The organism is Campylobacter sp. CFSAN093241 (assembly GCF_012889595.1).
GTDB lineage: Bacteria > Campylobacterota > Campylobacteria > Campylobacterales > Campylobacteraceae > Campylobacter_D > Campylobacter_D jejuni.
Window position 1 is genome coordinate 1099294 of record NZ_CP040612.1, and the last position, 20583, is coordinate 1119876.

Sequence of the window (20583 nt, forward strand, 5' to 3'; positions counted from 1 at the left end):
TTCTAAAAAAGGCTTTCCTTTTTAAGAAAGCCTTTTTTTATCCAAAGCTTCTTTTTTACGTCTTTCTAATTCTATAGCATCACGTAAAGAATCCTCATCATCATTTAAAGTAGTAAATTTATAATCATCATCAAATTGCTTATTTTTAATCCCCCAAAGCAAAGTTGCCAAAATGATAAAAAACGCTAAGATAGAAACTCCTATCATCATCATGATTATACTATTCATTCTTTAATCCTTAAAGCATTTAAAACGACTATTATACTACTAAAAGACATAGAAATAGCAGCAAATAAAGGATTTATCATACCCAAAAAAGCCAAAGGTATGGTGCAAGCATTATAAAACAAAGAAAAAGCAAGATTTTGCTTGATAATTTTAAAGGTGTTTTTAGATAATTTGATGGCTTTTTTTAAAGAAAGCAAGTCATTTTTCAAAAGCAAAACATCACTACTTTCTATAGCTAGATCACTTCCTTCTCTTAAAGTCATTGAAACACTTGCGTATTTTAAAGCTAGTGCATCATTTACCCCATCACCTACAAATAAAACTTTGTAATTTTTACTTAAATTTTCTATAGTTTTCATCTTATCTTCAGGCAAACAAGAAGTTTGATAATTTTGAATTTCTAATTTTCTAGCTATTTTTTCCACTGCTTTTTGATGATCGCCACTGAGTATCATTAATTCTTTCTTTTCTTTTTTAAGATAAGCGATAAGCTCTTTTGCACCTTCTCTTAAAACACTATCAAACTCAAAAAAAGCTAAAATTTTACCTTCCTTGGCAAAAATAAAATGCGTATTATCAAATTCTTTAGCCACAATACCCTTTTCTTGCAAAAATTTAGAACTTCCGCCTAAAAGCAACTCTTCATTTAACTCAGCACTTAAACCTTTAGCTTGAATACTCGAATGCTTTTTAAAATCCAAATTTAAATCCTTAGCTCCTTTTTGCTTTAAATACGACGCAATATTTTGAGATATAGGATGTTTAGAAAGTTTTACAAAATTATAAAGCTCATTTAAATCAAGCGCTTTATCTAAAAAAACCTCTTTAAATTCAAGCTCTATTTTGGTTAAAATACCCGTTTTATCAAACACCACACAATCACATTTGCTTAAATCTTCTATCACGCTAGAACTTTTAAACAAAATATGTTTTTTCAAAGCTCTACCTAAAGCTACAAGATTGCTCACGGGCGTTGCTAAAGCCAAAGCACAAGGACAAGCGATAATCAAAACTGCAATCGCATTAATTAAAGAAATTTCAAAACTCTCTTCCTTATAAAAAAACCAAAAAGCAAAACAAATAAAAGCAATCAATAAAACCGTTCTAGAAAAATAAGCCAAAAGACTATTAACCAAACTTTCAAGTTTTGCTTTTTTAGAGCTTGCAAGTTCTAAAAGCTGGATAATTTGACTGAGTTTTGAATCTTTGTAAAGCTTTGTTGCTTCATACTCCACACTTCCATCAAGCACTATACAAGCTGAAAAAATTTCATCTTCTTTTTGTATGAGTTTTGGGGTATTTTCTCCATTTAAAGAAGAAGTATCTACGCTCATTTCACCACTTTTACAAATCCCATCGATTAAAATTTTATCTCCAGTTTTAAGCAAAATTCTATCCCCCAAACAAACCTTTTGCACTTCTTTAGAGACAAATTCTTTACCATCAAAAACCAAAACTTCATTTTGCAAAAAATCATTAAGCCCATCTATAGTATCTAAAGCACGCTTTTTGCTAAACATCTCAAGATATTTACCTATAAAAACAAAGCAAATTATCATCGCCACAGAGTCAAAATACACTTCCCCTACCCTAAAAAACATGGCCCATAAAGAATAAACATAAGCCAAACTCGCTCCGCTAATCACCAATACATCCATATTTAAACTATGCATTTTTAAAGTTTTAAAAGCACTTTTATAAAAATGAGATCCCGTATAAAAAAGCACAGGAGAACAAAGGATAAATTCAGCAAAATTTAAAATATCCTTAGTGTCCTTATCCATACCGCTAAAAAATCCTGCGTATTTTGCCACTGCTATCCACATGATATTCATCACACAAGCTATAGCCACAACAAGCTTAGAATAAAATTCCCTTTTTAGTAAATCCGCTTTTTTTGAAGCCTTGCTCGCATCATAAGCACTCGCTTTATAGCCTATGTTTTCAATAAGTCTTAAAATTTGCACCAAAGAAATGCTTTGCTCATCAAAAACAATGCGTGCTTTATGGTTTAAATGATTAATATCAAGTTCTAAAATTCCTTCTTGTTTGGTTAAAATTTTCTCATTAAGCCACACACAAGCTGCACATTCTATACCGTGTATCATGAGATAAATTTCACTAAATCCTTCTTTGGTTTTAGTGATAAACTCATCATAATTTTTCATTTCATTTTGAAAATTTACAGGGCTTAAAGTTTGATTTCCAAGCTTTTCATAAAACTCATCTAATCCACTTTCATGCAAAATTTCCCAAACGCTCTCACAACCTTTACAACAAAAAATTTTACCCTTATACTCTATCATTTGGGCTTGTTTATAATCAAGTTTGCAATGTTCACATTTCATAATCATTCTTTAAAAAAATATTTTTTATAATTATAAACAAATTTGACAAAAAGTGCATTTTTTTATTAAAATCACATTTTACAAAAATTATTCTGCTAAATCTTACGAGGACTTATGGAAAAAGAAAAAAAACAACATCAAAGAACCCACGTTCCAGTGGAAGGTTATAAAATCGAAGAATTAAAATTATTAGATTTAGAAAATCTAGTTAAAATCGCTAATGAATGTGAAATCGAAAACCCAAGAGAATTTCGCCGCCAAGAACTTATTTTTGAAATTTTAAAAGCACAAACAAAAAAAGGCGGTTTTATACTTTTTACAGGGATTTTAGAAATTTCTTCCGAAGGTTATGGCTTTTTAAGAGGTATGGACTCTAATCTTAGCGATAGTGTTAATGACGCTTATGTTTCAAATTCACAAATTAAAAAATTTGCTCTGCGTGTAGGCGATATCGTTACAGGACAAGTTAGAGAACCAAAAGATCAAGAAAAATACTACGCTCTTTTAAAAATCGAAGCGATCAATTATCTGCCTTTACAAGAAGCCAAAGAAAGACCTTTGTTTGATAACTTAACCCCTATTTTTCCAACAGAAAAAATCAAACTCGAATACGATGCAATGAAGCTTACAGGTCGTGTTTTGGATCTTTTTACTCCTATAGGAAAAGGACAACGCGGGCTTATCGTTGCTCCACCACGCACAGGTAAAACAGAGCTTATGAAAGAACTTGCTACTGCTATTGCAAAAAACCACCCAGAAATGCATTTAATCGTACTTTTAGTCGATGAAAGGCCTGAAGAAGTTACCGATATGCAAAGATGTGTAAAAGGCGAAGTTTTTAGTTCTACTTTTGATTTACCTGCTTATAATCATGTGCGTGTAGCCGAACTCGTGATAGAAAAAGCCAAAAGAATGGTAGAAACAGGCAAAGATGTTATCATCTTACTTGATAGTATCACAAGACTGGCACGTGCTTATAACACCGCAACTCCAAGCAGTGGAAAAGTCCTAAGCGGCGGGGTGGATGCTAATGCCCTACACAAACCAAAACGCTTCTTTGGTGCAGCTAGAAATATAGAAAATGGAGGCTCTTTAACCATAGTTGCTACAGCTTTAATTGATACAGGTTCAAGAATGGATGATGTGATTTTTGAAGAATTTAAAGGCACAGGAAATAGCGAAATAGTTCTTGATAGAAATATCGCCGATAGAAGAATTTATCCTGCGATTAATATCATCAAATCAGGAACAAGAAAAGAAGAATTGCTCCAAGGCGTAGCAAATCTTCAAAAAATTTGGGCAATCCGTTCAGCGATTTCTCAAATGGATGATGTTGAAGCGTTGAAATTTTTATATTCTAAAATGCTTAAAACCAAAGACAATGTAGAACTTTTATCTATAATGAACGAGTAGAAAATGCTTCAAGCTTTAGCGATTAAATACAGACCAAAAACCTTTGATGAACTCATAGGACAAAAGACAGTTAGCGTAAGTTTAAAATACGCCCTAAATCATAATCGCTTAGCTCATGCTTATCTTTTTTCAGGACTTAGAGGAAGTGGAAAAACTTCAAGTGCTAGAATTTTTTCTCGTGCTTTAGTTTGCGAACAAGGACCAAGTGATACTCCATGTGGCACTTGCAAACACTGTCTTGCAGCACTTGAAGGCAAACACATAGACATTATAGAAATGGATGCTGCAAGCAACCGTGGGCTTGAAGATATACAAGCCTTAATTGAACAAACCAAATACACCCCTTCTATGGCAAGATTTAAAATTTTCATCATTGATGAAGTACATATGCTTACCCCACAGGCTGCAAATGCACTTTTAAAAACCTTAGAAGAACCCCCAAGTTATGTTAAATTTATACTTGCAACCACTGATCCTTTAAAACTCCCAGCTACCGTGCTTTCAAGAACGCAACATTTTCGCTTTAAACAAATTCCCCAAAGTGAAATTTTAAATCATCTTAAAGAAATTTTACTTAAAGAAAATGTTAAATTTGAAGAAGAAGCTTTAAAATTTATAGCAAGAAGTGGCAACGGATCTTTAAGAGATACTTTAACCTTGCTTGATCAAGCCATTATTTTTTGTCAAAATGAAATCAGCATTAGTAAAATTACAGACATGCTAGGATTTTTAGATCCTGAAAAAATCAAAGCCTTTTATCAGGCTATTTTAACAAAAGACAAAGAAAAAGTTTTTGCATACTTAGAAGAATTACAAGACTATGAAGCCTCAAGCGTGATTGATGAAATGCTTTTTTATTTAAAAGAAAGCTTTTTTGCAAAAAGTACGGAATTTTCTATTTTAATTTATGAAAGATTTTTCCGTATTTTATCAAAAGCTAAAAATATGCTTTGCGATGATGATGGCTTTACGCTTTGTGTTATGGCTTTTATGATGATGGAAGCAAGCCATTTAAAAGAAATTGATGCACAAATCCAAGAAATCAAACAAGAAAATATAACAAATATTACACCTAGGATCACACCTTCTCCTATCATACCTAATCTTGAGAAAAAAATAGAAAAAAATGCTTATGAAATCTTGCTTGATAGTATTTATGATAGGGATTTTGATCTTGCAGAATGCTTTAAACAAAGCACAAAATTTATTAGTTTTGAAAACAATACCTTAAATATAAGCTCAAACGCACAAGGACAAAATCGCGATACACTCAATAAAGGTTTTAAACTCATACAAGAACTTTTTAAAGCTAAATTTGGAGAAAATGCTAAAATTAATGTGCAAAAAGCACTAACAATTGATGAAAATAAGCTTCAATCCTTAACTCAAGAATTACCAAACAATGAAAATAAAAACATAGATATTCAAAGTTCTATTAATATGCTTAAAGAAGGGGCCAAAAAATTTGACCCACAAGAAGATCTTAAAGAGGCTCTTAAAGATTGTTTTGGAGAGCCTAGTATAGAAAATTAATCATCATTTTTAAGAGAGATGAAAATCAAAGCTAAAAACATATAAGTTACCAATCTTATAGTATCAGGTAAACCTTTCCAAACCTTACTCATCCACATTCCAAACCATTCTGCAACAACTACTTGGAAGGCAAAAAACCATAAAATACACAAGTTAAAGAAATAATCCCAAAAAATCTTAGCATTATGAAAGCTTTGAGCATCTAAATTTCTAGCTTTAACATATCATAAGCACCTTTTTTAGAGCTGTTAAGGCAATAAAAGTTTCAAAAAGAATAATTACTATATAGCCTATATGATAAATCACGGGAGAAGTAATAGCCATATAAACTACAGCATTACCTAAATAAATCAGGCTTTGTATCCATACTCATCACATGCGAAACAAATTGGAAATTAGAATTGTAATCTGTCACATTTCCAAAAACCACTATACCTGCTAACGATACAACGGTAAGCAAAATAATAATTTTTGAAAATCTAATCATTTTGCTTATGCAAAAACATTTTTGTTGCATTTATACTCTTTTAATAATATATTTTAGTAATATTAATTATATATAATATATTATTAATAAAAATTAAATTTTTAAATTCTTTTAAGTCTTAAAGAATTAAGCACTACAGTAATAGAACTAAAACACATTGCAAGTGCTGCTATATGAGGACTTAAAGAGATAAAAGGTATAAATCCTGCCGCGATAGGAATGCAAAGCACATTATAAATAAAAGCCCAAAAAAGATTTAGCTTAATAATACCGCGTGTTTTTTTAGCAAGTTTAAAACATTTAAAAATCGCTGATAAATCATCTTTTATCAAGATAAAATCTCCTGTTTTTTTAGCAAGTTCATTTGCCTTTGAAAAACTCATACTCACACTTGCAGCAGATAAAGCCGCCGCATCATTGATCCCATCTCCTACAAAAAGAGTTTTTTTAAATTTTTGAATGATTTGTAGTTTTTCTTCACTCTTAAGCTGAGCGTGAAATTCGTCTATTTGTAATTCTTTGGCTATTTTTTCTACATTTTTTACATGATCGCCGCTTAAAATAAAAGTTTTAAGATTTTGCTTTTTTAAATTGAACACAAGCTCTTTGGCTCCATCTTTTAAAGCATTGCTTAACAAAACACCGCCTAAACACTTTTTATTCTTAGCAAAATACACCCTAACATATTCTTTAAAAGTATCAAAAAAGATATCACTTTCTTTTGTGTCAATTTCATTTTCGTGCAAAAACTGTGCATTGCCTACGAGATAATTATCATTATCTTCTTTGTATTTTATACCAGAACCCACAATCACTCTTCCCTCACCCTTTAAATCAAAAAAATGATCTTTATGTAAAGCCTTAGCTATAGGATGAGAGCTTAAACTTTCAATTTGACATAATTTATCAAAATCATCTTTAGAAAGATTGTGTTTAAAAATACTCAAATTTTCCTTTGTTAATGTACCCGTTTTATCAAAAAAAGCATACTTAACTAAGGCTAATTTTTCTAAAGCAGCAGGATTTTTAATAAGAATGAAATTTTTTGCCGCATTTGCACTTGCCACAACCAAAGCTATAGGCGTTGCAAGACCTAAAGCACAAGGACAAGAGATCAAAAGCACAGCACAAGAGTGTAAAAAAGCTGTATTTAAATCTGCTTTTAGCACCCAAAAAACAAAAACTAAAAAAGCAAAAAATATTATACCCCCTACAAAGTATTTAGAAATTTGATCTGCTAAATTTGCCAAAGGACTTTTGATACTTCCTGCTTCAAAAACTAGATTTTTGATTTGTTCTAAAGTACTATCCATGGCCTTTTTGTTTGCTTTGATCCTTAAAGCACCATTTAAAACTACTGCTCCTGCTTGAACTTCATCGCCTTCTTTTTTTAAAACAGGCAAAAACTCCCCATTTAAAAAACTCATATCAAGCTCTGCACTCCCTAAAAGCACTACTCCATCTGCAACAATGCTTTCTCCTTCTTTTACCAAAAGTACATCGCCACTTTTAACAAAAGAACTTGAAATTTCTTTGATACTTTCATCTTCAAGCAAAATTTTTGTCTTTTTTGTGTCTATATTTTCTAAAATTCTTTGATAATCTTGTGCCTTAAATTTAGCCTTACTTTCAAGATATTTTCCTAAAAGCACAAAGGAAATAATCATCATTGCACCACTAAAATACAAATCTTCTTCTTTAAAAATTTGCAAATACACCAAAAAAGAATACACAAAAGCACTCAAAGTCCCCAAAGCTACAAGGGTATTCATATCTAAATTTTTGCTTTTAAAGCCTAAAAAAGCATGAGAAAAAAAGTCTCTCCCACAATAAAATATCCCAAAAAAACTCAAAGCCATTTGGATATTTTGAGAAAAAGAACTTTTAACAAACATTTCAAAATACATAATAATCACACTCAAAACTATACTTAAGAGCAAATTTTTTCTTAATTCTAAGTGTTTTTTTGCCTTGTATGCGTTCAAGCTTTGTTCATCTTCTAAAATTTCAAAGCCTAAATTTTTAATTTTTGCGATGATATCCTTGCGTTTTTTTTGATCTTCAAGTAAAAAAACCCCGCTAGAATTCACATAAGAAACACTAGCATCTTTAACACCATCAATTTTTTTACAAGCTCTTTCTATAGCATTAGAACAATTAACGCAAGTCATTTTGCCTATTTTTATACGCAATTCTTCCATTATAAACGCTCTACAATCTCAAAACCTAAATCTTGAAATTCTTTTGTAAAATTTGATACTTGATTTTCTTCTAAATTTAAACTTAAAATTTTTTGCTCCAAATCCACTTCTATATTTCCAAATTCATCTTCAAGAGAATTTTTGATCAAATTTACACAATTCATGCAATTAACATTTTTTACTTTAAATTTCATTTTCACTCCTTATAGGTTGTATGGTAATATGCCCGATTTCAAATTCATGCAACAACTTATGAGATAAATCCTGAGATAGTTTTTCAAATTCCTTTAGATTGCAAACTCTTACTTTTAAATGCATAGAGGCTACTAGCATTTTATTAGTGATTTGAGTAATATGCAAATCCACTACCTCATCCACACTAGGATTTAAAAGCAAAACTTGTCTTACTTTTTCTATATCCACAGGAGAACTTTCAAGCAAGACATTAGCACTTTGTTTAAGCAAGATAATCGCCCATCTTAAAAGCAAGATTGATAATACAATAGCTAAAATCGTATCTATATAAACAATATCACTAAAATACACCACAATCCCACCTATAATAACCGCTAAAGAACCCAATAAATCGCTCATCATATGCAAAAAAGCGGACTTCATATTGACATTTTCTAAATTTGCACCCTTAAACATCATCAAAGCATTAATCCCATTTACCAAAAAGCCCAAAATAGCTACAATTATCATGGTTTTAGCGTCAATTTCTTTTGGATTGATAAATTTTTCTATAGCCTCATAAATGATAAATAAAGCCGATAAAATAATGGTTAAAGCATTGATAAAAGCCACTAAAACTTCAAGACGAAAATACCCAAAGGTCTTTTGATGATCTTGCCATTTTTCTACAGCTATAATGGCTAAAAAACTAAGAGCTAAGGCAAAAACATCAGAAAACATATGCAAAGTATCGCTTAAAAGTGCCAAAGAATTTGAAAGGATTGAATAAATAAATTGCACAAGCATCATAGAAAAAGTCATTAAAAGAGAAATTTTTAAAATCTTTTTATCCACACTCCTTGCATCGGCATGGGAATGATGATGTTCATGAGAATGTTCTTCGTGATTATGATGACAAGATTTGTTAGCTAAAGGCTCGTGTGATAAAAATTTATACATTTTATATCCTTTTTTGCTTGACATTTTAAGATATTAAGCTAAAAAGGATATAAATATTTGTTATTTTTATAAAAATTAAAAGTCAAAAAGCTCGCCTAGCCAACTTTCTTTCTTTTTCTTTTTATAATAGTCATTGTGCTGATGATAAGCTGAGTCATTATATCTTGACTCTTGTCTTGGAGCTTGGTTAAAATTTGCTGTATTAGGGACACTGCGTTCTATGATTTTGTCAAGCTCTCCACGATCAAGCCAAACGCCACGACACTTTGGACAATAATCAATCTCAACTCCACTCCTATCACTCATAACCAAATCTACATTACAAACTGGACATAACATACAATACCTTTTTTTAAATTTTTGACTTAAAATTATAAAAAGAAATATTAAACAAATTTACAACAAGTTTTAATGTTTTTTTGCATGTCTAGTCATCATAAAACTTTGTTCAAAAAATATAAGCAAGGTAACACTCACTCCTATAGCTAGAGCCAAAGTCACAGAAACAGTTGTAAAAAAATAATCAAAAAATTGAACTAAAAATTCAGACTTAGCCTTCAAATCATCACTGCGTATAAAAGAAATAAGATACAAAATCGCTTTATAAGCATAAATTCCAGGTATCATAGGAATAAGAGCAGGGAAAGCGATAATTTCAGCAGGAGTTTTGATGATTTTTGCTAAAACAATTCCTAAACATCCTATGCAAAATGAAGCAACAAAAGTTGCAATTGCTAAAGTTTGAAAATGAAAATATTCCACCAAGGTAAAACGAAGTCCATGTGCAATTGCCGCTAAAAGAGCAGATAAAATAAGGGTTTTTAAAGGTGGATTACAAGCATAAGCAAAGCCAAATCCCGCCACAGCAGCAAAAAACATATCTCTTAAAATAAATTCAATCATCTTAAAATCCCAAAATCCGAAATACTAAGCGTCATGTAAATTCCAAGTGCTATACAACAAATCAAAATAGCCACGCTGATAATACGGCTAAGCCCCATTAAAATATGATCTTTTAATATATCAATCACAGAATTTATAAAAAATACCCCTGGTATAAGATACAAGATACTAGAACCCAAAGCCACATCAGAAGTATTGGTATATCCCATATCCAGTCCAAAAAATACAAACCATGATGAGATAAAAGAACAAAGGATGTATTGAATTCTTAAATCAATCTTTGCTTTAGTTAAAATATATCTTAATAACAATCCCACAAAAGTTGCAAAAAATACTAAATTTCCAGCACCAAAATCACCACCAAAAAGCCTGCAAAAAGCCGAATTTGCCATAGAAACAAATAAAAGATTAAGCAAATAAGAATGCTTTTTTTGTTGAGAAATTTGCCCAAAAACGACTTTTGCTTTTTCAAGATCGTATTTGTGATCATATATAGCCCAGCTTAAAGCACTTAAATCAAAAATAAGTTTAAAATTAACATGGGCATGATGATTGGGTATAACATAAGTTCTTTGAATGGAGTTATCATCCATATCTACAACATTTAAAGTAATATGATGAAAAAAGAAATTGATATTTATCTCATAGCCATAAACCTCAGCTATTCTTCCTACGCATTTTGCCACCCTAGCTGTATAAGTTCCAGCACCTAGCAAAGTTTTAGTATATACGATTAAAAAATTAGTTAATCTTTGTATATCAGGTTTTTCCATATTTTAATAATCTTTGATTGAATTTGTTATAATTATAGCAAATTTTAAAATAAATAAGGAGAAAAAATGGCAAAAATCGGTATAGTTGGTTTAGGTTATGTAGGAGCTGCTAGTGCTTATAGCATAGTTACTCAAGGAATTTGTTCAGAACTTTACTTATATGATATAAAACAAGATTTAGCTCTAGCTCATGCAAGAGATTTGGAAGATGTGTCAGCCATTCATTTTTCTTATACAAAAATTTTTCATGTGCCAAATTTAGAAAATTTAGCTTCTTGCGATATTATCATTTTAGCTTTTAGAAAAGAAAGCTTAAAAGAATTACCTAGTCGCTTAGTAGAACTTAAAAACAATATCCTCGAACTTAAAGACATTGTCTTAACCTTAAAAAATGCTAATTTTAAAGGCAAATACATTGTCGCAACAAATCCAAATGACACCATAACTTACTACACTCAAGTATTAAGCCAATTACCTAAAAATCATGTTTTTGGTAGTGGAACAAATTTAGATAGTTCAAGACTTAAGAAATTGTTAGCCAAAGATTTAAACATAAATTCAAAAGATATTTTTGCTTGTATGATTGGTGAACATGGAGATTCTCAGTTTGCAGCACTTTCTAATGCAAGCGTTTTAGGACAAAATTTATTAGATTTTTATAAGCAAAAATTAGGCAAAGATTTAGACATACAAGAACTCGAAAAAGCCGTGATTAGCGAGGGATATTTCATCTATGAACGCAAAGGAAGGACAGAATTTGGCATAGGAACTTCTTGTGCAAATTTAGCCAAAGCCATCCTAAAAGATAGAAAAAGTTTACATCCTGTAAGTGTGGTTTTCGATGATATAGCTTTTTCAATGCCCGCTATCATAGGAAAAGATGGTATAGAAAAGGTTTTTGAATTAAAATTCAATAAAAAAGAAAAAACAAAATTAGAAAATTCAAAACAACAAATCAAAAACGCCATACAAAGCGTAAAAGATAAAATTTAAGCCTTTTTAAAAGGCTTTTTGATTTTGATATAAATTAAACTTGCTAAAATCACAAAAACAATTATAATGATTAAAATTTGAGTTAAATAAGTTTTAATCAACTCTTCATTTTGTCCTATATAATAACCCAAAAATACAAGTATAGCCATCCAAATAGCACTACCAAGTGCAGTAAAAAGTATAAAATTTACAAGTTTCATTTTTACCAAACCTGCAGGCATAGAGATGTACTGACGAATTCCTGGTAAAAGACGACAAGTAAAGGTTGAAAATTCCCCGTGTTTGTTGAAAAATTCTTCAAATTTAGCAAATTTAGCTTCGTTTATACCAAAACACTTACCCCATTTTAATACAAAATTTTTACCCCAAAAAAAACAAATATAATAATTAATCAAAGCCCCTAAAACAGAACCTAAAGTCCCGCTAAGTATACAAAGAGTGATATCAAGTTCGCCTTTATGTGCCAAATATCCAGCAGGTATCATAACAACTTCACTTGGAAAAGGTATAAAACAACTCTCTAAAGTCATTAAGATAATAATACCCAAATACCCCCAAGCACTAGCCATCTCAACAATAAAAGAAATGATTTCTTGCATATTAGCCTTATTTGAAGAAAATTTTAAAAAATTGTAGCTTAAAAGATTAAACAGTAAAAAGCGGTTTTACACCGCTTTTTTTATTTACCTGCAACCGAAACTTGATTTGGATTGTCCGCTGCACGAGCGATCATACATTCTTTTAAAACAGCAGCATCAGCTGGATCGCTAACTTTTTTATTAATCCAGCGTTCAACTTGTTTCATTGTTTTTGACTCTGGCTCTGGAGCTTCGTATTTTGCCATCAAACTTGCACAATCAGCCAAAGCAATGATAGGTAATAAACTTGCAAAAAGTATTTTTCTCATCTTTTGCTCCTTAGAATTTTACATTATACATTAACATGATATTATCAGCTCTTGATTTTTCTTTTTTAGCTCCCATTAATGGAATTCCACGATTTCCCCATTTGTTTTGGATATTGGTATAGCTTAAGCGTAAGAATTGATATCTATCAAGTTGATAAATCACATAAACATCATGAGCTGTTCCTCTTGTCATTCTTATATTAAGCGGATCATTGATACTTGGACGGCTCATAGTATACCAGTATCTACTTCCCCAGAAAAACTCATAACCTACTTTTAAAGCCTTGGTAAAATCATAGCGTCCGCCTACATGCACAGCATAACCATCTTCTTCATTGAATTTTAAATTATTTGCTAAACTACTGGCAGCAGGTATCCAGAAAGCATTAGCATTGCTTCCATTGTAGTATCCTAAAGAAGCAAACCAATTAAAATTTGTTCCAAAAGCTTTGTAGTTTTCAAAATGGATATTTGCTATAGTGGCATCACCAAGATTTTTAACACCGGCACCACCAATTAAATTATTAATTATTGCTCCACCATCAATAGGAAGTGAAAAGTCGCTAATATAAGCTACATTAAGAAGTAATAAGTTATCCCCCATACCCTCTATAGGAAGTTCTCCTTCTACTGCAGCATAGTAAAGATTTGCATCAGCATCTTTTTGATCGCTCATCCAGTCTCTTACCTTACCCTCTTCATCCCATTGATAAGTTTTACCATAAGCTGCACGGATGGCTACCTTATGATCTTGTAAACTTTCAGGTTTATAAGTGATTACTGCTGCATCACCTAAAGCATTAATTGCTAAGGCTGGATAAGTGGATTGTCTTAGAGCATTGTTTCTAAGATTACTTCCTGGACCATCGGTTCCTGGCTGTCTTCCTATGGTTGCAATCCACTCAGGTGTGATATAGTAGTCAAGATAAGCTCTATCTACATAAAGTACAGGCCCACTTGTTCTTGTATTTCTTCCTGCATCTAAGTCAAGTGGACTTCCACTCCAACCCATTTGAGACCAATTTTTAGCCATAGATAAACGACCATAGAATTTGGTTTTATCATTAATATCAGCATTCATATTTAAATGAAGCTCATTCATCCATTTGTTATTGGCACTATAATCTTGTCCGTCAACTTTATAGTTTGTATTTGAAACCGCTGTTGAAAACTCAAGTCCAAATTTAACCTTGCTTAAAGCAGCTTGAAATTCTGTTTCATCGGCTCTATCATTAAGATCAGCAAGTTCAGCTTTTACAGCTTCATTTTGCTTAGCTTGAGCTTCTCTTTCTTTTCTGATTTCTGCAAGTTCAGCTTGAATTTGTGCAAGCTGTTTTTGAAGCTTGGTTATTTCATCATCTGTATTTTTAGCAAAAAGTGAAGATGAAAGAAGACAAGCACTTAAAATAAGTGAAAACTTAGTTTTCATAATCATAACTCCTTGTAATTTTGTTACATTTAGTAAATTAAAATTGTGATTATAGAAAAAAAAGTTTAAAAAAAAATTATACATTAATCATTTTTAGCTAGTCAAACTTATGACTAGCTTTGTAAATATTGTAGTTTCAAAAAAGTTTTAAAATTTTAAATTTTTAAATTTTATCGCAAATTTTTATGTCTAAAATTTTATCTCCTTGGCGTATGGAGTCTAAAACTTCTAAACTTTCTTCATCTTTTGGATCAATTTGCCCAAAAACAGTATGAACTCCATCTAAATGAGCTTGAGGGCTGTGACAAATAAAAAATTGAGAGCCACCCGTATCGCGTCCTGCGTGTGCCATAGATAAGGTTCCACGCTCATGTTTATGTTCTTGATCATCACATTCGCAAATGATTTCATATCCAGGCCCACCTATACCATTGCCGTGTGGACAACCTCCCTGTATGACAAAATTTGGGATCACACGATGAAAATTTAAATCTTTATAAAATCCCTCATTAACCAAAGTAGCAAAATTACAAACCGTTTGTGGAGCCTCATCGCCAAAAAGTTTTAGTTTCATTGTGCCTTTTTCAGTTTCTATAAGAGCAAATTTGTATTCATTTACTTTGCTTGTGTCAATTGTTTTTATCATTATTTCTCCTTAATCTATATTTGTATAAACAGCTTGAACATCATCATCATCTTCTAACTTATCTAAAAGTTTTTCTATATCGCTAAGCTGTTCTTCGCTAAAGCTTACAGGATTGTTTGGTATATACTCAAGCCCTGCTTTTTTAAGAACTAAACCCTTAGCTTCTATAGCAGAACTTAGCTCACCAAAGGCAGTGTAATCACCGCTAATTACTAACTCTTCTTCATTTTGTTCTAATTCTTCAAGCCCTGCATCGATCAAATCAAGTTCTAATTCTTCTAAATCTCCTGCAAATTTTTCAAGATGAAAAACCGCTTTTCTAGTAAACATAAAGCCTAAAGATCCATTTTGTAAAACTTCTCCACCATTTTTGCTAAAAATGGCTTTAACATTAGCCACGGTGCGCGTAGGGTTATCGCTCATACATTCAACTATAACCAAAGCTCCATGTGCAGCTTTTCCTTCATAATGAATGTTTTTAATATCTGCGCTATCTTTTCCACTTGCACGCTTAATAGCCGCATCTATATTATCTTTTGGCATATTATTTGCTTTTGCTGTGGCTATAGCACTTCTTAATTTTGGATTCATATCAGGATCAGTGCCACCTTCTTTAGCAGCTACTTGTATGGCTTTAGCAAGCTTAGGAAAAAGCTTACTCATTTTATCCCATCTAGCCTCTTTAGAAGCTCTTCGGTATTCAAACGCTCGTCCCATAAATTCTCACTTTCTTTAAAGATTTTTAAACTTAAAAGTATAAACTAAAAAGGCTAATTAAAGCTTTAAATGGTATGATTTTACCATTTATTTTTGGGAAGAAGCTTTTTGAATATCGCAAAAAAAGAACTTTTTGTTGCTTGGTTTTTCTTGATTGCTGCTATTGTATTTGAAGTTTTAGGTACTAGTTTTTTAAAAATGGAAAATCAAATTTTAGGCTATATATTTATGGCTTTATTTATAGCTTTTTCTTATTTTTTTATGGGTAAGGCGATTAAAAAAATTCAAGTAGGCATAGCCTATGCTGTATGGGAACTTTTAGGGATTATTCTTATACTTTTAGTTTCTTTTATAGTTTTTAAAGAGAGTTTAACCTTGACTCAAATTCTAGGCATTATTCTTTCTATCGTTGGAATTATCATGATTAATATAGGCGAGGTTAAAGAATAATGTATATTTTTATCATTGTTTTATCAGCATTGTTAGATATTGTAGCAAATTTATTGCTAAAAAAATCAGATGGTTTTAAGCATAAAATTTGGGGCTTGGCTGCGATTATCAATGCTATACTTGCTTTTTTTCTACTTTCTTTTTCTTTAAAATATGTTCCTTTAAGCATAGCTTACTCAACTTGGGGTGCTATAGGCATTATAGGAACTTGTCTTGGTGGATGGATTTTATATAAAGAAAAATTAAACAAAATAGGAATTTTAGGTATCATTATCGTGATAATAGCAGTATTTTTGCTAAATTATTAAAACAGCAAAATGCTGTTTTAATGTTCCATTTTGTTTTTTGCTTCAATACCCATTAAAGAAAATGCGGTTTTAATACTAAGAGCAACCAAAGAAAATAATTTAAGTAAATCATTTTCATTTGCAGAGCCTACAACTTTATTTTCATTGTAGAATTTATGAAAATTTGCAGCTAAATTTTTAAGATAATCAGGAATTTTTTGCAAAGCTCTAGCCTCAAAAGCATCATTTAAAATAGCCTTTAAATTCAAAGCTTCAAAGAGTAAATTTACACCATCTTGATTTAAACTTTGTAAATCAGCTTTCATTACATCATCGATTTTTTTACCAGCTTTAGCAAATACTTGATGAATTCTAGCGTGTGCATAGTTGATATAATACACAGGATTAGAACTATCTTCTTTTTGCAAATCACTAATATCAAATTCCAAATGCGTATCGCATTTTTTGCTCAAAAAGATATAACGCAAAGCATCACTTCCTATCTCATCAACCACATCGCTCATCAAGATAAAATTTCCTGCTCTTTTACTCATTTTATAAGGTTCTCCATCTTTAAGTAGGGAAACCATTTGTGCTAAAATAATCTCAAGATTATTAGAGTCAAATCCCAAAAATTCCATCGCAGCTTTCATTCTAGGGATATAACCATGATGATCTGCTCCCCAGATATTAATACACTTTCCATAACCACGACTCATTTTATCTTTATGATAAACAATATCTGCTGCCAAATAAGTCCCGCGTCCATCTTCACGGATAATTACCCTATCTTTTTCATCGCCTTTTTGCGAAGAAGCAAGCCAAATTTTACCTTCTTGCTCGTAAATTCCTTTATGCTCTTTTAAAGATTCTAAAGTTGCATTTAAAGCATCATAATACGATCTTTCGCTTACATAGCTGTCAATTTTAATCTTTGCTTGTTCTAAATTTTGTTTAATCAAAACAAGCATTTTATCTTTTGCCCAATCAGCCAAACTAGGGATATTTTCTTGGCTAAAAAATTCTTTACCAAATTTTTCAAAAGCTTCTTTTGCTAAATCCGCTATATACTCGCCTTTGTAATATTGCTCTGGATATTCAACATTTTCATGAAGTATATTTTCTTTCACACTTAGTAAAATAGAAAGCCCTAGTAAATAAATTTGATTACCCGCATCATTGACATAGTATTCTGTATCGAATTTATAGCCCAAATGTCTTGCAAGTCTTGTTAAGGTGTCTCCAAAAACAGCGCCTCTTGCATGTCCTATGTGTAAAGGCCCAGTAGGATTTGCACTCACATATTCAAGCAAAAAACTTTCTTGTTTTTTTTCTCCTTTAGTAAAATCATTTGGATTTGTTAAAGCCTGATTTGCAAGTTCATTTAAAAAAGTTTTGGAAATTCTAAAATTTAAATACCCATTTACAGCTTCAACTAATTCAAAACAATCATGATTTTGAAATTTGCTCGCTAAGTCGCTAGCGATCAACATAGGGGATTTTTTTAATTCCTTAGCCAGTGAAAAAGCCAAAGGGGTAGCAAAATGTGCTAAATTTTTATCCTTTGGATTTTCAAGCGCAAAATCACACTCTAAAATCTTTTTAATTTCATTAAAAATAATACTTTTCAAAAGACTAAACCTTAAGCTTTTTTTGTTTCGTCTATACTTGCATCAGCATTTGTATTATTAGTTGTGTTTTTGTTTTCTTCTATTTTTTGAGTATTTTTTGCTACTTCATCATCATTATTCATTTCATCTTTAAAAGTTTTAATACCTTTGCCTAAACCCTTTGCAAGTTCTGGAATTTTTTTTGCTCCAAAAAGCAATACAACAATCAATAAAATAATCAACCAATGACTTGGACTTGACCAACCACCCATTTTATTCTCCTTCATTCCAAATATTCTGAATTTGCCCTAGATTCTGCCCTTTGGTTCTAAATTTATGGGCGATTAAAATCGCTCGCAATGCTTCATAACTTTGCTTTAACTCATCGTTAATGATAAGATAATCATACTCGCTAAGCTCTTTCATTTCATCACTAGCGTTTTGTAATCTTTTTTCTAGTTGTATTATTGTATCAGTATTTCGCTTAATAAGTCTTTTTTTTAACTCATCTTTATTTTTTGTAGTAATAAAAACAGAAACAATCTTATCAGCCATTTTTTTTCTGGCTATTTTAAATCCTTGCACATCAATATCAAAAACAACTATTTTTCCATTATCTAAAGCATTTTGAGTGTGCTTTAAAGAAGTACCATAAAAATTTTCATGCACTCTAGCCCATTCTAAAAAATGATCACTATCTATACCTTTTTGAAATTCTTCATGGGATATAAAATGATAATGTATTCCATTTTTTTCACCCTCTCTTGGTTTGCGAGTTGTTGAAGAAATAGAAAAATAAAGCTCATCTTCAAATTCATCAAAAAGTTTTTTTAAAAGAGTTGATTTTCCAGCACCACTAGGACCTGAAATCAACAAAACAAAACCTTGCAATTTCAATCCTCTTTAAAACTAATGTTTATATTTATATTCATATTCATACCCTTAAGAGCAGCTTTTAAGGTATCATCTTTAATACTTGAAGTGATCGCTCCTGCTATGCTTTGGCTAAGCTCATTAACTATCTCTTCGCTATTATCATCTTTAGTTACATCACTTACTATAGGCTCTTCATTTTTTTCTAAGATTTCCTCTCCAAGAGCTTCTTGTATATCACTTTCTTTCAATGTATCAAAATCACTTATATTTAAATTTGGCACAACCACTTCCTCTTCATTTGTTCCTAATTCTTTATCGTCTAAAATTGGTTCATCTTTAAAATCTTCTAAGACCTTGCTACTATTGTCACTATCAATACCATAATCAAGCTCATCAAGTTGAGCTAGTTCTTCTTTGATTTGATCTTGAGTACTCAAATTTGAAGCAAAATCATCTATTTCATCTTGAACATCTTCTTCCACAACAGGAGCAAACTCCTCTAAATTTTCCTCTGATTCTTCATTATATTTTGCTTGACCTAAAAATTCAGCATCCTCAGGAAGATCATCAAAATCCATTTCTTTTTCTTGCTCTTCAACCTCAGGAAGATCATCAAAATCGCTTATATTAGCTTGTAATTCTTTATTATCTTCTAAATCTTCATCATTTTTATCATCTAGCTCATCTAAACTAGACTCAGTATCCAAAGCTGTATGTTCTTGGCTTAAGTCTTCTTTTTCACTTTCGCCATCTTCTAAAGTTAAATCTAAATCAATTTGAGTGTCTTCTTGAGTCTGTTCTTTAATTGTTTCATGTTCTAAATTGTCATGTTCTAAATTTTGAGTTTCTAAAGTTTTGTTTGAATTATCATCTTGAGATTCGCTAAGCTCTTCTTGCATTTCTAATGTATTTGTTTTAGAATCGTCTAATAATTCTTGCTTTTCTATTTCTTCATTTTTATCATCTTCTTTGATTTCTAAATCTTCATCATTTTTATCATCTAGCTCATCTAAACTAGACTCAGTATCCAAAGCTGTATGTTCTTGGCTTAAGTCTTCTTTTTCACTTTCGCCATCTTCTAAAGTTAAATCTAAATCAATTTGAGTGTCTTCTTGAGTCTGTTCTTTAATTGTTTCATGTTCTAAATTTTGAGTTTCTAAAGTTTTGTTTGCATTATCATCTTGAGCATCATCATCAAAACTCAAATCTTCCATTCCCTCTGAATTTATATCTAAAGAATTTTCATCAGGCAAATCATCTAAATTTAAATTATCTAAATCCAAGCTTATATCAGCATAAGGATTTTCATCATTGCTTAACATTGGCAAATCAATAGATGTATGCTTGTTCGCATCTTTATTATTAAGTAAATTTAAAAAATCTGTAGGTAAAAAAGGTTTTTGTAAAATTTGCGCATCTATATCTTCTACATTTTGATTTCGCGGGGCTAAAAAAATCAATCTATCGCATTTTTCTTTAAGAATTTTTAAAGGTGCTGGAGTATCACTATCTACAACAATCACATCATAATTACCCAAATTTTCACTATAAGCATTAAGTTCTTCAAAATCATAAGACATTTTTTTAGCACTAAGGCTTACAAGTCTTGAAACTACAGGGTTTTCATTTAAAAGTAAAATTTTCATCA

At 31.1% G+C, this 20583-nt stretch carries 22 protein-coding genes and 1 pseudogene; 5 read left to right on the forward strand and 18 right to left on the reverse strand.

Features of this window, described 5'->3' with window-relative positions:
* Window positions 1-21: 21 nt before the first annotated feature.
* Window positions 22-228, reverse strand: a complete 207-nt coding sequence (ccoS, locus tag FBE96_RS05645; protein ID WP_002852798.1) for a cbb3-type cytochrome oxidase assembly protein CcoS — start codon at window positions 226-228, stop codon at window positions 22-24.
* Entirely contained in the window at window positions 225-2582 is a 2358-nt protein-coding gene (locus FBE96_RS05650) for a heavy metal translocating P-type ATPase (RefSeq protein WP_072223332.1), read from the reverse strand. Before FBE96_RS05650 ends, ccoS begins: the two co-directional genes overlap by 4 nt.
* Before the next feature lie 108 nt (window positions 2583-2690).
* On the opposite strand from FBE96_RS05650, the gene rho reads away from it, so the two are divergent.
* Both rho and FBE96_RS05660 read left to right on the forward strand, forming a co-directional pair.
* The gene (rho, locus tag FBE96_RS05655) at window positions 2691-3989 is read left to right on the forward strand and encodes a transcription termination factor Rho (protein WP_002852852.1); all 1299 of its coding nucleotides are present in this window, start codon (window positions 2691-2693) and stop codon (window positions 3987-3989) included.
* A gap of 3 nt (window positions 3990-3992) precedes the next feature.
* Window positions 3993-5522 carry a DNA polymerase III subunit gamma/tau gene (locus FBE96_RS05660; RefSeq protein WP_002896697.1) on the forward strand — a complete coding sequence of 510 codons (1530 nt, stop codon included), beginning with the start codon at window positions 3993-3995 and terminating at the stop codon, window positions 5520-5522.
* On the opposite strand, the pseudogene FBE96_RS08710 reads toward FBE96_RS05660, so the two are convergent.
* From FBE96_RS08710 to FBE96_RS05700, 7 genes and pseudogenes are all read right to left on the reverse strand, one after another.
* Window positions 5519-5719: pseudogene (locus tag FBE96_RS08710) on the reverse strand (DUF2165 family protein); the annotation flags it as partial. The gene FBE96_RS05660 and the pseudogene FBE96_RS08710 overlap by 4 nt on opposite strands.
* A gap of 391 nt (window positions 5720-6110) precedes the next feature.
* Window positions 6111-8210: a copper-translocating P-type ATPase CopA gene (copA, locus tag FBE96_RS05675; protein ID WP_002871693.1), complete on the reverse strand. Its 2100-nt coding sequence runs from the start codon at window positions 8208-8210 to the stop codon at window positions 6111-6113.
* Window positions 8210-8404, reverse strand: coding sequence for a cation transporter (locus FBE96_RS05680; RefSeq protein ID WP_002852760.1), 195 nt, complete (start codon window positions 8402-8404; stop codon window positions 8210-8212). Before FBE96_RS05680 ends, copA begins: the two co-directional genes overlap by 1 nt.
* Window positions 8394-9344 carry a CDF family cation-efflux transporter CzcD gene (czcD, locus tag FBE96_RS05685; protein ID WP_002852858.1) on the reverse strand — a complete coding sequence of 317 codons (951 nt, stop codon included), beginning with the start codon at window positions 9342-9344 and terminating at the stop codon, window positions 8394-8396. The genes FBE96_RS05680 and czcD overlap by 11 nt, the downstream gene beginning before the upstream one ends.
* 75 nt (window positions 9345-9419) lie before the next feature.
* Window positions 9420-9683: a zf-TFIIB domain-containing protein gene (locus tag FBE96_RS05690; protein WP_002831611.1), complete on the reverse strand. Its 264-nt coding sequence runs from the start codon at window positions 9681-9683 to the stop codon at window positions 9420-9422.
* A 69-nt stretch (window positions 9684-9752) separates the two neighbouring features.
* A complete protein-coding gene (locus tag FBE96_RS05695; RefSeq protein WP_002831613.1) occupies window positions 9753-10247 on the reverse strand; it encodes a threonine/serine exporter family protein in 495 nt (164 codons plus the stop codon).
* The gene (locus FBE96_RS05700) at window positions 10244-11020 is read right to left on the reverse strand and encodes a threonine/serine exporter ThrE family protein (protein WP_002858457.1); all 777 of its coding nucleotides are present in this window, start codon (window positions 11018-11020) and stop codon (window positions 10244-10246) included. The genes FBE96_RS05695 and FBE96_RS05700 overlap by 4 nt, the downstream gene beginning before the upstream one ends.
* A gap of 66 nt (window positions 11021-11086) precedes the next feature.
* On the opposite strand from FBE96_RS05700, the gene FBE96_RS05705 reads away from it, so the two are divergent.
* Window positions 11087-12013, forward strand: coding sequence for an L-lactate dehydrogenase (locus tag FBE96_RS05705; protein ID WP_002871692.1), 927 nt, complete (start codon window positions 11087-11089; stop codon window positions 12011-12013).
* Here FBE96_RS05705 and FBE96_RS05710 read toward each other — a convergent pair.
* The 5 genes from FBE96_RS05710 to FBE96_RS05730 all read right to left on the reverse strand — a co-directional run bounded on the left by FBE96_RS05710 (window position 12010) and on the right by FBE96_RS05730 (window position 15712).
* Window positions 12010-12612, reverse strand: coding sequence for a DedA family protein (locus FBE96_RS05710; protein ID WP_002869006.1), 603 nt, complete (start codon window positions 12610-12612; stop codon window positions 12010-12012). The two genes, FBE96_RS05705 and FBE96_RS05710, sit on opposite strands and share 4 nt — an antisense overlap.
* Window positions 12613-12692: 80 nt before the next feature.
* Window positions 12693-12920 carry a hypothetical protein gene (locus FBE96_RS05715; protein WP_002822505.1) on the reverse strand — a complete coding sequence of 76 codons (228 nt, stop codon included), beginning with the start codon at window positions 12918-12920 and terminating at the stop codon, window positions 12693-12695.
* A 10-nt stretch (window positions 12921-12930) separates the two neighbouring features.
* Window positions 12931-14349 (reverse strand): DUF3373 family protein, encoded by a 1419-nt coding sequence (locus FBE96_RS05720; protein WP_002871691.1) that lies wholly within the window; start codon window positions 14347-14349, stop codon window positions 12931-12933.
* A gap of 163 nt (window positions 14350-14512) precedes the next feature.
* Window positions 14513-14995, reverse strand: a complete 483-nt coding sequence (locus FBE96_RS05725) for a peptidylprolyl isomerase (protein WP_002871690.1) — start codon at window positions 14993-14995, stop codon at window positions 14513-14515.
* A 9-nt stretch (window positions 14996-15004) separates the two neighbouring features.
* Window positions 15005-15712: a YebC/PmpR family DNA-binding transcriptional regulator gene (locus FBE96_RS05730; protein ID WP_002780603.1), complete on the reverse strand. Its 708-nt coding sequence runs from the start codon at window positions 15710-15712 to the stop codon at window positions 15005-15007.
* A gap of 108 nt (window positions 15713-15820) precedes the next feature.
* On the opposite strand from FBE96_RS05730, the gene FBE96_RS05735 reads away from it, so the two are divergent.
* Window positions 15821-16162, forward strand: a complete 342-nt coding sequence (locus FBE96_RS05735; RefSeq protein WP_002783013.1) for a multidrug efflux SMR transporter — start codon at window positions 15821-15823, stop codon at window positions 16160-16162.
* Window positions 16162-16470: a multidrug efflux SMR transporter gene (locus tag FBE96_RS05740; protein ID WP_002896692.1), complete on the forward strand. Its 309-nt coding sequence runs from the start codon at window positions 16162-16164 to the stop codon at window positions 16468-16470. Before FBE96_RS05735 ends, FBE96_RS05740 begins: the two co-directional genes overlap by 1 nt.
* Window positions 16471-16487: 17 nt before the next feature.
* Here FBE96_RS05740 and argS read toward each other — a convergent pair whose 3' ends face one another.
* Genes argS through FBE96_RS05760 form a run of 4 tightly spaced genes read right to left on the reverse strand, consistent with a single transcriptional unit; the run spans window position 16488 to window position 20581 of the window.
* Window positions 16488-18080: an arginine--tRNA ligase gene (gene argS / locus FBE96_RS05745; protein ID WP_002896690.1), complete on the reverse strand. Its 1593-nt coding sequence runs from the start codon at window positions 18078-18080 to the stop codon at window positions 16488-16490.
* 11 nt (window positions 18081-18091) lie between these two features.
* Entirely contained in the window at window positions 18092-18331 is a 240-nt protein-coding gene (locus FBE96_RS05750; RefSeq protein WP_002852866.1) for a twin-arginine translocase TatA/TatE family subunit, read from the reverse strand.
* 1 nt (window position 18332) lies between these two features.
* Window positions 18333-18956, reverse strand: a complete 624-nt coding sequence (gmk, locus tag FBE96_RS05755; RefSeq protein ID WP_002860253.1) for a guanylate kinase — start codon at window positions 18954-18956, stop codon at window positions 18333-18335.
* Window positions 18953-20581: a hypothetical protein gene (locus tag FBE96_RS05760; RefSeq protein WP_019260229.1), complete on the reverse strand. Its 1629-nt coding sequence runs from the start codon at window positions 20579-20581 to the stop codon at window positions 18953-18955. Before FBE96_RS05760 ends, gmk begins: the two co-directional genes overlap by 4 nt.
* Between the last annotated feature and the right edge of the window lie 2 nt (window positions 20582-20583).